The organism is Tabrizicola sp. YIM 78059, from assembly GCF_004959785.1.
Lineage (GTDB): Bacteria > Pseudomonadota > Alphaproteobacteria > Rhodobacterales > Rhodobacteraceae > Tabrizicola > Tabrizicola caldifontis.
In genome coordinates this window covers 24,481-36,125 of record NZ_SJZH01000008.1, presented here as the reverse complement: position 1 = coordinate 36,125, position 11,645 = coordinate 24,481, and the positions used below count along the sequence as shown (strand labels likewise).

Genomic DNA, 11,645 nt, shown 5'->3' with positions numbered 1-11,645 from the left:
AAAGACGCAGTCGGACGAGAGGGCGTCACGACAGCGCGGCGTAGCCTTCCACGGCTCGGCGGGCCTCGGCGAAGCGGGCAAGGCGGGAAGGGCCGGGGCGTGCGGGGCCGGCGGCGATGGTGCGTCCCGGTTGGTGGTCGGGGACGGCGATCCCCGCTGCCTTCGCGGCCATGCGGGCAAGGCCCATGGCGGTCAGTTCCGGCTCGTCGGAAAGATGCAGGTCGCGGCCCAGCGTCTCGGCCAGGAAGGCGGTGAAGTAGGGGTTGCGCGAAAGCCCGCCATCGACCGAGACCGGGCCTGCCGGCGGCTGCACGCTGGCCATGGCGTCCAGCACCTCGGCGGCGCGCAGCGCGATGCCTTCCAGCAGCGCCTGCATAAGGTCGCGGGGCCCATGGGCGAGGTCGAGGCCCAGCCAGGCCCCGCGCGCGGCGCGGTTCCAGTGCGGCGCGCCAAGGCCGACGAGCGCGGGCACGAAGGCGAGGCCTCGGTCGATGGCGGTGCCTTCGAACCTGGAAATCTGGGCGTAGTCGGCGAACAGGCCCAGCTTCCGCGCCCAGTTCACCGCCGAGGCCGCGGCATAGACCCCGCCATCCAGGGCATAGGTGACTGCGGCGCTGCCCTCGGCCCATGCCACGGTGGGCAGGATGCCGCTGTCGGGCCGCACGAGGCCCCCGGTCACGCATTGCGCGAAGGCCCCGGTGCCGAAGGTGATCTTGGTCTGACCCGGCGCGCGGCAGCCGTGGCCGTAAAGCGCGGCCTGCTGATCGACGATCGACGCCATCAGCAGCGCGCCGCCGGGCAGGGGGCCCAGGTCGCCCGAGGTGGGGGTGATCGTGGGCAACGCCGCCATCGGAACACCAAAAAGGCGGCAAAGTTCTGCATCCCAATCGCCCGAGGCGAGGTTCAGCAGCGAGGTGCGCGAGGCGGTGGCGATGTCGGTCTGGAACCGTCCGGTCAGCCGGTCACGGAAGAAGGCGTCGGTGGTGCCGAGGCGCAGACGACCCTGTCGGGCAAGCTCGGCGGCTGCGGGGATGTGCCTGACGATCCAGCCAAGTTTCGAGGCCGAGAAATAGGGGTCGAGAGGCAGACCCGCACGCTCCATCACCATGTGCGCTGCGCCGTCACGCTCCAACGCGGCGGTGACATCGGTGGTGCGGTCGTCCTGCCAGCTGATCACCGGGCCGATGGGGCGACCGTCGCGGGCATCCCAGGCGAGGCAGCTTTCGCCCTGGTTTGACAGGCCCACGACCTGCGCATCCGATGCCTGAAGGCAGCGCAGGACGTTGGCCAGAAGCTCCTCGCCATCCTGTTCGACATGCCCGGGCGCGGGGGTGGCCTGCGCATGGGGCAGCGAAAGGATCGGGGTCAGGCGGCCATCGGCTCCGAGGACCAGCGCGCGGGTCGAGGTGGTGCCCTGATCGATGGCGGCGATGCGCATCATTCCTCCACCGTCACCAGAATGTCGCCTGTGCCGCGCGGCTGGGGCAGGGGCAGGGTGATGCGGCGTTCAGGCAGACTGTCGATGCGCCTTTCCAGAAGCGTTGCGCCGTCCTGCGCCAGCCGCAAGCGGCCCCGGACCGGGCGGGCGAGGCGCAGTTGCAGCCGGCCTTGGGCGCCCGCGACGATCACCTGCGGCAGGGCGAGTTTCACCGCATCCGAGGCGATGCGCAGGCGGGCACCGCCGGGGGGGGGGAAGTTGGCCCTTCAGCGCGGCATGGATCGCGCCGGCCACATGCTGGCCTTCGGCCCAGCACCAGCCGGCTGTTTCCACCCCGCGCAAGAGGTTCCCGGCGGCGAAATAGGCCGGGTCGGTCAGGCGACCCCAGGGATCGACCACCGGGCCGCCGGAGGCGGGGTCAAGCTCCATGTGGCTTGCGCGGACCAGGGGGGCGTCGGGCCGGAAGCCGCCGGTGATGATGACGCCGTCTGTCTCGATCTCGTCGGGGCCGTCAGGGGTATCGACCAGGATGCGTTCCACCCGGCTGCGACCGAGGATCTGGGTGATCCGCGTTTTGAGGCGCAGGGGCACGCCCAGCGCCCAGGGTAGCCAGCCGGCGGGTGCGCGGGCGGTGATGCGGGGGCCGGGTTCCAGCATGGCGACCGGCTTGATCCCGGCCTCGCGGCAAGTAAGCAGGGCCGAGAAGGCAACGAGTTCGGTGCCAAGGATCACCGGGCGACGGAAGGGGCGCTGATGATTCAGGTGGACGATGCCCTGCAGCGCGCCGGTGTTCAGGACGCCAGCCTGTTTCTCGCCGCCGATCAGGCGTGCGGCGCGGCTGGTTTCGCGCACGCCAGTGGCCAGCAGGACGGCGGGGGCGGTCAGGGTTTCGCTGCCTTCGGGCGAGGTGATCTCGATCCGCCCGCCGGGGTGCAGTGCGGTGACAGTTGTCAGCGTGCGGATCTCGGCGCCGGCGGCAAGGGCCTCGGCCGCCAGCCGGCGGGCATAGGCCGGGCCGAACATCGGACGGTGGAATTCGCGGAAGCCGTAGGGCGAATGGGCGCAGTGCCGGGGGATGCCGCCGGGTTCGGGTTCCCGGTCCAGTACAAGCGTGCGGACGCCCCCGCGCGCAAGGCGCATGGCGGCGGAAAGGCCCGCAGGACCGGCGCCGATGATGATGACCTCAGTCATCCTCGCCCCCGAGCATCGGCTGGGCAAGGCGGCCTTCGGTGATACGCGCCAGTTCGGCAGAGCAGTAGAAGCCCTGGCAGCGGCCCATGGTGACGCGGGTGCGGCGCTTGAGCCCGCCCATGTTGCCCGCGGCGAGGGGGCCAGTCAGGGCGGCCTCGACCTCGCGGCGGGTGACGAGTTCGCAATGGCAGAGGATGCCGCCGTGGCCGGGCGCCTGCCAGTCGCGCGGGCCCTCGGTCGAAAGGTTGGGCATGCGTGGCCAGACGGGATCGGTCAGCGGCGTCCAGTTGCCCTTCGCAAGGCCAAGGACATGATCGGCGATGCCAAGGGCAGCGGAGAGGCCGGTGGAGCGGATGCCGCCGACGCAGATGTAGCCCTCGGCCAGGTCGTCGCGGATGCGGTATTCCTTCTCCTCAGTGGCCGGGCGCAGACCGGCATAGGTGGCTGTGACCTCGTGCCTCGCCAGGGCGGGCAGGATCTCGCAGCCGCGCCGGATCAGCGCCTGAAGCGTTGCGGTGTCCAGCGTGGCATGTTCGCGGTCGTCCTGCTCTTCCGCCGTGGGGCCGACCAGCAGATTGCCGAAGGCAGTGCGGCAGACGACGATGCCCTTGGTGATCTTCGTGGGCACCGGCAGGAGGATATGGCCGGCAAGCGCGGCGGCGGATTTGTCGAAGACCACGAACTGGCCCTTGCGCGGGCGGATCTCGAACCAGCTTTCGCCGATCAGGCGGCGGTCCACCTCATCCCCCCAGAGGCCGGCAGCGTTGATGACGAGGCCCGCCTCGACCGCGCCTGCCGTGGTGGCAAGATGCCAGATGCCCTGTGATCGGCGCCCGGCCAGCACCTCGGCCTGTCGCATCAGGATCGCGCCGTTATCGAGCGCCTGCAGCAGATAGCCATGCGCGGCCGACCAGGGGTCGATCAGGTGTTCGCCGGGGACACGGAAGCCCGCCAGCACGCGGTCGGAGAGCGCCGGTTCCAAGGCGCGCGCTTCGGCAGTGGAGAGGGGCGAGACATCGGTGACACCGTTCGTCACCGCCTGCGCCATAAGGGCGGGCAGGCTGGCGACCTCTTCCTCGGTCCAGGCCAGCACCATGGCGCCGGAGCGAATCACCGGCAGGCCGAGCCGGTCACGGATCTCGTGGTACATTCGGTAACCTTCACGCACGCAGGCCAGCTCAAGGCTGCCTTCGGGCGCGTCGAACCCGGTATGGAGGATCGCCGAGTTGCCCTTGGAGGCGCCGTCCAGGACATCCACCGCCTTTTCCAGAACCACGACGCGCGCGCCCGCAAGGGTAAAGGCGCGCGCCAGGGCACAGCCCACCACCCCGGCACCGATCACCGCCACGTCATAGTTGGGCAGGAGTTCGGGCAAGGCGCTCATCCTTGGATTGTGGCTTTCAACAGGAATTGACTAAGCGGGCAATCCTGTCAAGCTGAGGCAGGCCGGCGTGGCAGAATTTTCACCGTCCGGTCAAGAAATCTGTTGACCTTGGCCGGCGCGCTTGGTCGGCTGCGGTTGAGGAAGGTCATGAAGCCGCACGAACGACAGCCTCAGATCGAGGCGATCATCCGGCGCGAAGGGGAAGCCTCGGTCGAAATGCTGGCAGCACGCTTCGACGTATCGGCCGAGACGATCCGGCGCGACCTGTCGCTGCTTGCCGAACGGGGCCGTGTGCAGAAGGTGCATGGCGGGGCCAGGCGTCCGCTTCTGGTCGCCGAGCCCAGCCACGAGGTGCGCGAGGTCGTTTCGGCGGCGGAAAAGGCGCAGATCGGGCGGCGTCTGGCGGATGCAGTCGGCCCGGGCGAGACGCTGTTCATCGACACCGGATCGACCACGCTGGCCGCGGCCGAACCGCTGGCGGCGGTTCCCGGGTTGACGGTGATCACCAATTCCTGCCGGCTGGCAGAAAGGCTGGCGCAGGCCGGCTCGGATGCGGTGATTCACCTTCTGGGGGGGCGCTACGGGGCGGACAATGCCCAGACCACGGGCAGCGCCGTGATCGAGCAGATTGCCCTTTTTCGCGCCGACCGGGCGGTGCTGACGGTGGCAGCCTTCGATCCGGCGGTGGGGGCGATGGACGCAAGTCTTGACGAGGCCCAGGTCGCCCGGGCCATGATCCGCAACGCGCGCAGCGTCACGCTGCTGGCCGATGCCACGAAATTCGGTCGTTACGCGGCCTATGCGGTCTGCGGGACCGCGGATGCGGATCTTGTGATCAGTGACGGACGTTTGAACAGGGCGCACCGCGAGGCGCTGAAGGACAGGGGAGTGGAGCTTTGGACATGACGATGCAGCCAGATGCGGGGGCATCATGCCGCGCGTGATACGGTCCTATGTGCGGATCGTGGACAAGGTGTCGGACTGGGTGGGATACTTGGCCGCATCGCTGATCTTCATGATGGTGGCGACGCTTCTGTTCGATGCGCTGACGCGCAACGTGATCCGGGTGCCCGTCCACTGGGCGATCGAACTGACGCAGTTCACGCTGGCCGCCTATTACTTCATGGGGGGGGCGATCACGCTGAAGAACAACAGCCATGTTCGGATGGACCTCTGGTATGCCAACCTTTCGGACCGCGCCAAGGCGAAGCTGGATCTGGTCACGGTCTTCTGCCTGATCTTCTATCTGGTCGTGATGCTGATCGGTTCGATCTCGTCGCTGCAATACGCGATTGCAACGGGGGAACGGCGGTTTTCCATCTGGAACCCCTCGACGATCCCGATCAAGTCGCTGCTGACGGTGTGTCTGGTGCTGATGCTGTTGCAGGCGGTGTCGCTGGTATTCAAGCACATCGCCACCCTGCGTGGGGAGCAGCTGTAAATGTCGTACGAGATGATTGCACTGCTGATGTTCGCCTCGATGGCGCTGCTGCTGGTGACCGGCCAGCGGGTCTTTGCTGCCATCGGCTTTGTGGCGGCGGGGGCGGCGTTGCTGCTTTATGGCAACGGGGCGATCGAACTGCCCTACAACCAGGTCTTCAAGCTGTTCAACTGGTATGCGCTGCTGACGCTGCCGATGTTCATCTACATGGGCTACATCCTGGCGGAATCGGGGATCGCCGAAGACCTCTACAAGATGATGCATGTCTGGTTCGGCCGGGTGCCGGGGGGGCTGGCCATCGGGACGATCCTGGTCATGGTCATCATCTCGGCGATGAACGGGCTGTCGGTCGCGGGCATGGCCATCGGCGCGACTATCGCCCTGCCCGAGATGCTGCGGCGGGGTTACGACAAGGTGCTGATTTCCGGTGTGGTGCAGGGCGGGTCGTCCCTGGGCATCCTGATCCCGCCTTCGGTCGTGCTGGTGCTTTACGGCATGATCGCGCGGCAGCCGGTATCGAAGCTGTGGTTCGCGGGCCTGGTGCCGGGGCTGATCATGGCGGCGATGTTCATTGTTTACATCCTGATCCGCGCCAAGCTGAACCCCAAGCTCGCCCCACCGGTTCCCAGGGAAGAGCTGGAGATGCCCTTCCTGCAAAAGCTGGCGCTGGCGCGGGCCGGGATCATCCCGTTCCTGATCTTCTTCCTGATGACCGGGCTGTTCGTCTTCGGCTACACGAGCCTGGTGGAAAGTTCGGCCGTGGGGGCGACGGCGGCGACGCTGGCGGCGGTACTCAAGGGTCGCTTCACCTGGCGGCTGATCCGCGAGACGTCGATGAAGACGCTTGCGGTGTCCAGCATGTTCCTGTGGCTGATCCTGGCCGCGCTGGCCTTCGGATCCGTCTTCGACGGGCTGGGCGCAGTCAAGGCGGTCGAGCGGCTTTTCCTGACGCAGTGGGATCTGTCGCCCTGGACGATCATAATAATGATGCAGCTCAGCTTCCTGCTTCTGGGAATGTTCCTTGACGACACGGCCATGCTGGTGATCGTGGCGCCGCTTTACATTCCGCTGGTCGCCAGCCTGGATCTGGGCTTCGACAATCAGCTGATCTGGTACGGCGTTCTTTACACGATCACCTGCCAGATCGCCTACATCACGCCGCCCTTCGGCTACAACCTGTTCCTCATGCGCTCGCTCGCCCCGCGCGAGATCACCCTGCCGGACATCTACCGCTCGATCTGGCCCTTCGCAGCCATGATGGCGCTGACCATCGTGCTGTTGATGATGTTTCCGCAGATCGCGCTCTGGCTGCCCGAGCACATGAACGTCAGGGGTTGACCCACCCATCACCCACCGGGGCCGACAGAGCCCGCAACAACAGAGGAGACGACGATGACCGACCAGAAACCGCAAAGCCCGTCCGAGGCGATCCTTGCCTCGCGCCGCAGCTTCCTGCGCAAGTCCGTCATGGGCGCGGGCGCCGTGGCCGGGGCGACGCTGGCCGCACCTGCCGTGATTGCCCAGACGGGCCCGATCAAGTGGCGCCTGCAGACCTACTCCGGCGCACCCTTGGGCGCGCATGTGATCAAGCCACAGATCGACGCCTTCAATGCCGCCGCCAATGGCGAGATGGAGATCGAGCTTTACTACGCCGACCAGCTTGTACCTACCGCCGACCTGTTCCGCGCGCTGCAGAACGGTACGCTCGACGCCGTGCAGTCGGACGAGGCGACCATGGCCTCGCCGGTCGATATCTCGGTCTTCGGCGGCTACTTCCCGTTTGCCACCCGCTACAGCCTGGATGTGCCGGCGCTGTTCCGCTACTACGGACTGCAGGAAATCTGGGAAGAGGCCTACAGCGAGGTCGAGGGCGTGACCTGGCTTTCCTGCGGTGCCTGGGATCCGCTGCACATCTTCACGGTGAACAAGCCGATCCGCAGCCTGGCCGACATGAACGGCCTGCGCGTGTTCGGCGTGCCCACCGCCGGGCGCTTCCTGGCCCGCTATGGCCTGATCCCGGTGACGATCCCGTGGGATAACGTCGAGGTCGCGATGCAGACCGGCGAGATTGACGGCGTGGCCTGGTGCGGCTTCACCGAGGCCTACGAAGTCGGCTGGGCCGATGTCTGCAAGTATGCCCTGACGAACTCGGTCACCGGTGCCTGGTTCGGCAGCTATTTCGCCAACACCGCCAGCTGGCAGAAGGTCCCGCCGCACCTGCAGGAGCTGTTCAAGATCACCATCGACCAGTCGCACTACTACCGGGCGGTCTGGTACTGGGGCGGCGAGGCCAAGCTGCGCGTCGAGGGCGAGAAGATGGAGCTGACCTCGCTGCCTGACGAGGAATGGGCGCAGGTGGTCAAGGACGCCGAAGGCTTCTGGGACGAGATCGCCGCCCAGTCGCCGCGGTCTGCCAAGGTGGTCGAGGCGTTCAAGAAATACGCCGAGACGATGGAGAAGGCGGGCTATCCCTACCGCTAGGTTCGGCTGCCCGACGAGCAATGGAAAGGCAGGGGTGGGCAGCGATGCCCACCCTACGGTCGGCGAAGTTCGACGACCTCGCGCACGAAGGTATAGTCGTGGTAGCCCAGCCGCGCCGCCGGGGCATAGCGGGTATAGTCCAGCCTGCCGTTCACGATGCAGTCGTCGCGCAGGTGCACGCCTACCACCTCGCCGATCACCAGATGATCGTCTACCGGCAGGTCGATGATCTGCATCACCCGGCATTCCAGCGTTGCGGGCGCATCCGCCACGCGCGGGCAGTCGATCACCAGGCATTCCGCCTTGGCTACGCCCACGGTCTGGAACTCGTCGGTCCCGCGGGGAAAGCGGGCCGAGGTCGCGTTCATCGCCTGCAGCGCGGACTCGGCCACGATGTTCACTGCAAAGACCCCGGTTTCGCGCACGTTCGCCACCGTATCCAGCGGATCGCCGGAGAACATTACCTTGGGCGGCGTGTAGCCCACCGCGTTGAAGAAGGAATAGGGTGCCAGATTGTCGCCTGCCCCGGCTCGGGTGGATATCCATGCGATGGGGCGCGGCGCGACGATGGCGGAAAACGGGTTGTGGCGCAGGCCGTGGCCTTCGGCGGGGCGGTAGAACATTGGGCTGCCTTTCGCGATTTGATCCTGACATGTCGGCATGTTACGGCGCGGCTCACAAGCAGATTCGGGAACGGGGCGCGGGCGTGTATCGGCTGGAGGAAGAGACCGAAGCCGACTGGTGGGAGGTCGAGGCGCTTTACGATCTTTGCTTCGCGCCGGGGCGGACGGCACTGTCGTCCTACCGTCTGCGTGAAGGGGTGCCGACCGTCGCCCCCCTGTGCCTGACCTTGCGCGACGAGGACGGCACCCTTGCCGCGGCAATCCGCTATTGGCCCGTGCGCGTCGGCGGGCATGACACGCTGCTTCTGGGCCCCGTCGCAGTTCATCCGACCCGACAGGGCGAAGGGCTGGGCGCGCTCTTGATCAACGAAAGCCTGGCCGAGGCACGGCGGCTGGGATGGGAGCGCGTGCTGCTGGTGGGGGATGCCCCCTATTACGGTCGATTCGGGTTTCGCAAGCTGGAGGGGGTTGAGATGCCGCCACCCACCAACCCGGATCGCGTGCTGGGGCTGGAACTGAAGGCCGGCGCGTGGAAGGGCGTGACGGGGCAGGTCGTCAAAGCGACCTGAGATCATTGCGACGTCGCGCGCCGGGGCCATATTCAGGGCATGGATCAGAACCTGCCCATGCCCCTTGCCCCCGACCTGTCGGCCGAAATCGCCGAACTTGCCCGCTGCCACGTCCGGGCAAACGGTCCGTTCATGCGGCTGGTGACGCGCCTGGGCGGCAAGCTGGAAGATCAGCTGAAGCTTGTTCCCGAATCCTTCCGCGATCAGCTGGACCGGGCAACGGCGCGGGCCCTTGAAGTGTCATATGGTCTTGCTTCACGGGCACCCGACATGGGGGGGCGCGCGCCTCTGGCGGCAGTGGTCGCCTCGGGTGCGGCGGGGGGCGCAGGGGGCATCGCCTCGGCGTTGGCGGAACTGCCGGTAACGGTGACGCTGATCCTGACCGCGATCAGGGCCGAGGCGCGCGCGGCAGGGTTCGACCCGGACGATCCGGCGATTCGGGCCGAATGCCTGCGTGTCTTCGGGGCGGGCAGTCCGCTGGCACAGGACGATGGGGTGAACACGTCGTTCTTCACAGCGCGGCTGACGCTGACCGGGCAGGCGGTGCAGAACCTGATCGCCTCTGTCGCGCCCCGTCTGGCCGCCGCACTGGGCCAGAAGCTGGCGGCGCAGGCGGTGCCGGTTCTGGGCGCGCTATCAGGTGCGGCGCTGAACGCGGCCTTCCTGAACTATTACCGCGAAATTGCCCGCATCCGCTTTGCGCTTCTGCGCCTGGCCGGGGTGCATGGGGCCGAGACCGTGCTCGCGGCCTTCCGTGCCGCGGTCGAGCCGCCGCGGATCAGGCGGGCCTGAGCGCGGCGGCCACGAATTTTCTGCGAAAATTCTTGGGTTTCCCCAAGGGCGGCGCTACACCCCGCCCAAAACGGGGAGGCATGTGATGAGCGTGGATGTCATCGACAGGCTGCGAGACATGGCGGCGCGGGCGGACCGGATCTGGATCCAGGGAAGCACAAGCTATGGCGACCTTCTGGCCGAGACCGGGCGCATGGCCCATGCCTTGGGCGCGCTGGGGCTGGCCAAGGGCGATCGGCTGCTGGTGCAGGTCGAAAAATGCCCCGAGGTGCTGTCACTGTATCTGGCTTGCCTTCGTGCGGGGGTGATCTTCCTGCCGGTAAACCCCGGATACACGGTGGCCGAGACGCAGCATTTCCTGACCGATGCCGAACCGGCGCTGGCCCTGGTCGAGCAGGCCCGGGTGGCTGCGGTCGAGGAGCTTGGTGCGCGCGCGATGAGTCTTGTCGATTTCCTGGCGCTCGCCGCGGGGCAGGGCGCCGATTTCCCCGACCCGCCCCATGCACCGGGCGATCTGGCGGCGATCCTTTACACCTCGGGCACCACCGGGCGGTCGAAGGGCGTGATGCTGAGTCGCGAGAACCTGGCATCGAACGCCGAGGCGCTGGTGGATCTGTGGAAGTTCACGGAAACCGATGTGCTTTTGCACGCATTGCCGGTCTTTCATACCCACGGACTGTTCGTGGCCACCAACTGCGCGCTGTACGCGGGCGCCTCGCTGGTCTTCCAGCGCTCGTTCCAGCCCGACGCAGTGCTTGCCGACCTTCCGAAGGCCACGGTGATGATGGGAGTGCCCACCTTCTACAGCCGGCTTCTGGCTGACCCGCGCCTGACGCCAGAGCTGTGCCGGGGGATGCGGCTGTTCATCTCGGGCTCTGCCCCCCTGTCGCCGGCGACCCATGCCGAATGGCGGGCGCGGACAGGGCACGTGATCCTGGAACGCTACGGGATGACCGAAACCAACATGATCACCTCGAACCCCTATGACGGCGAACGGCGGGCAGGGACGGTCGGGATGCCCCTGCCAGGGGTGGAGGTGCGGGTCACCGGCCCGGACGGGACCGTGCTGGCGCCGGGCGAGGCGGGGTCGATCGAGGTGAGGGGGCCGAATGTGTTCGGGGGCTATTGGCGCCTGCCGGAAAAGACTGCGGAAGAATTCCGCCCCGGCGGCTGGTTCGTGACTGGCGATCTGGGGGCCTTCGATGCAGAGGGGTATCTGTCGATTCTGGGCCGGGCAAAGGATCTGGTTATTACCGGGGGGCTCAACGTCTATCCGGCCGAGGTCGAGGCGGCGCTGGATGACCTGCCGGGCATTGCTGCGTCGGCGGTGATCGGCGTGCCGCATCCCGATTTTGGCGAGGCGGTGGTGGCCTGCGTGATCCCCGCGGCCGGGGCAAAGCTGGACGAAGCCACGATTCGCGCCGTGCTGCGCGATCGGCTGGCGGCTTTCAAGATTCCGAAGCGGGTGCTGGTTCTGTCCGAATTTCCGCGCAACGCCATGGGCAAGGTGCAGAAGGCAGAGCTTCGGCGGCAGCATGCCGGGCTTTTTGCCGATGATTGACGGGATCCCGCCTATACCTGCGGTTTATGGTAGCGCGGTAAACCTTTGGTGACTGGCCGACGCGGCACCGGCCCCCCAAGCTGTCTGGCCCGTGCAACCCGGATCCGTGTGCCACTTGGCAGCGGACCAAACCGGAAAGGACAGTCGATGACCAGAAAACAGGAT

At 67.1% G+C, this 11,645-nt stretch carries 11 protein-coding genes; 7 read left to right on the top strand and 4 right to left on the bottom strand.

What is annotated here, in order from left to right:
* Positions 1–25: 25 nt before the first annotated feature.
* The 3 genes from EZM81_RS11640 to EZM81_RS11630 form a co-directional block, all read right to left on the bottom strand.
* The gene (locus EZM81_RS11640) at positions 26–1,441 is read right to left on the bottom strand and encodes an FGGY family carbohydrate kinase (protein WP_205909973.1); all 1,416 of its coding nucleotides are present in this window, start codon (positions 1,439–1,441) and stop codon (positions 26–28) included.
* A 66-nt stretch (positions 1,442–1,507) separates the two neighbouring features.
* Positions 1,508–2,629, bottom strand: a complete 1,122-nt coding sequence (locus tag EZM81_RS11635; protein WP_211195406.1) for an NAD(P)/FAD-dependent oxidoreductase — start codon at positions 2,627–2,629, stop codon at positions 1,508–1,510.
* Positions 2,622–4,004, bottom strand: a complete 1,383-nt coding sequence (locus EZM81_RS11630; RefSeq protein ID WP_169052366.1) for an NAD(P)/FAD-dependent oxidoreductase — start codon at positions 4,002–4,004, stop codon at positions 2,622–2,624. The genes EZM81_RS11635 and EZM81_RS11630 overlap by 8 nt, the downstream gene beginning before the upstream one ends.
* Positions 4,005–4,160: 156 nt before the next feature.
* Between EZM81_RS11630 and EZM81_RS11625 the strand changes: the two genes are divergently transcribed.
* Genes EZM81_RS11625 through dctP form a run of 4 tightly spaced genes read left to right on the top strand, consistent with a single transcriptional unit; the run spans position 4,161 to position 7,935 of the window.
* Complete coding sequence (locus EZM81_RS11625; RefSeq protein ID WP_135449994.1) at positions 4,161–4,919, top strand: DeoR/GlpR family DNA-binding transcription regulator; 759 nt, start codon at positions 4,161–4,163, stop codon at positions 4,917–4,919.
* A 25-nt stretch (positions 4,920–4,944) separates the two neighbouring features.
* On the top strand, positions 4,945–5,454 hold the full coding sequence (locus EZM81_RS11620; protein ID WP_135449995.1) for a TRAP transporter small permease subunit: 510 nt from the start codon (positions 4,945–4,947) through the stop codon (positions 5,452–5,454).
* Positions 5,455–6,792 carry a TRAP transporter large permease subunit gene (locus tag EZM81_RS11615; protein ID WP_135449996.1) on the top strand — a complete coding sequence of 446 codons (1,338 nt, stop codon included), beginning with the start codon at positions 5,455–5,457 and terminating at the stop codon, positions 6,790–6,792.
* Positions 6,793–6,846: 54 nt separating this feature from the next.
* The gene (dctP, locus tag EZM81_RS11610; protein ID WP_135449997.1) at positions 6,847–7,935 is read left to right on the top strand and encodes a TRAP transporter substrate-binding protein DctP; all 1,089 of its coding nucleotides are present in this window, start codon (positions 6,847–6,849) and stop codon (positions 7,933–7,935) included.
* 53 nt (positions 7,936–7,988) lie between these two features.
* Here dctP and EZM81_RS11605 read toward each other — a convergent pair whose 3' ends face one another.
* Positions 7,989–8,558: a flavin reductase family protein gene (locus tag EZM81_RS11605; RefSeq protein ID WP_136645829.1), complete on the bottom strand. Its 570-nt coding sequence runs from the start codon at positions 8,556–8,558 to the stop codon at positions 7,989–7,991.
* Positions 8,559–8,641: 83 nt separating this feature from the next.
* Here EZM81_RS11605 and EZM81_RS11600 point away from each other — a divergent pair, with 83 nt between their 5' ends.
* From EZM81_RS11600 to EZM81_RS11590, 3 genes are all read left to right on the top strand, one after another.
* Positions 8,642–9,127, top strand: a complete 486-nt coding sequence (locus tag EZM81_RS11600; RefSeq protein ID WP_136645914.1) for a GNAT family N-acetyltransferase — start codon at positions 8,642–8,644, stop codon at positions 9,125–9,127.
* Positions 9,128–9,166: 39 nt separating this feature from the next.
* Complete coding sequence (locus tag EZM81_RS11595; protein WP_136645828.1) at positions 9,167–9,919, top strand: EcsC family protein; 753 nt, start codon at positions 9,167–9,169, stop codon at positions 9,917–9,919.
* An 85-nt stretch (positions 9,920–10,004) separates the two neighbouring features.
* Positions 10,005–11,480, top strand: coding sequence for an AMP-binding protein (locus EZM81_RS11590; RefSeq protein WP_136645827.1), 1,476 nt, complete (start codon positions 10,005–10,007; stop codon positions 11,478–11,480).
* Positions 11,481–11,645 lie beyond the last annotated feature (165 nt).

Excerpts from the sequence above, each read along its gene's own strand:
- EZM81_RS11640 (WP_205909973.1), bottom strand. The coding sequence starts at position 1,441 with ATGATGCGCATCGCCGCCATCGATCAGGGCACCACCTCGACCCGCGCG.
- EZM81_RS11635 (WP_211195406.1), bottom strand. The coding sequence starts at position 2,629 with ATGACTGAGGTCATCATCATCGGCGCCGGTCCTGCGGGCCTTTCCGCC.
- EZM81_RS11625 (WP_135449994.1), top strand. The coding sequence starts at position 4,161 with ATGAAGCCGCACGAACGACAGCCTCAGATCGAGGCGATCATCCGGCGC.
- EZM81_RS11620 (WP_135449995.1), top strand. The coding sequence starts at position 4,945 with ATGCCGCGCGTGATACGGTCCTATGTGCGGATCGTGGACAAGGTGTCG.
- EZM81_RS11615 (WP_135449996.1), top strand. The coding sequence starts at position 5,455 with ATGTCGTACGAGATGATTGCACTGCTGATGTTCGCCTCGATGGCGCTG.
- dctP (WP_135449997.1), top strand. The coding sequence starts at position 6,847 with ATGACCGACCAGAAACCGCAAAGCCCGTCCGAGGCGATCCTTGCCTCG.
- EZM81_RS11605 (WP_136645829.1), bottom strand. The coding sequence starts at position 8,558 with ATGTTCTACCGCCCCGCCGAAGGCCACGGCCTGCGCCACAACCCGTTT.
- EZM81_RS11595 (WP_136645828.1), top strand. The coding sequence starts at position 9,167 with ATGGATCAGAACCTGCCCATGCCCCTTGCCCCCGACCTGTCGGCCGAA.
- EZM81_RS11590 (WP_136645827.1), top strand. The coding sequence starts at position 10,005 with ATGAGCGTGGATGTCATCGACAGGCTGCGAGACATGGCGGCGCGGGCG.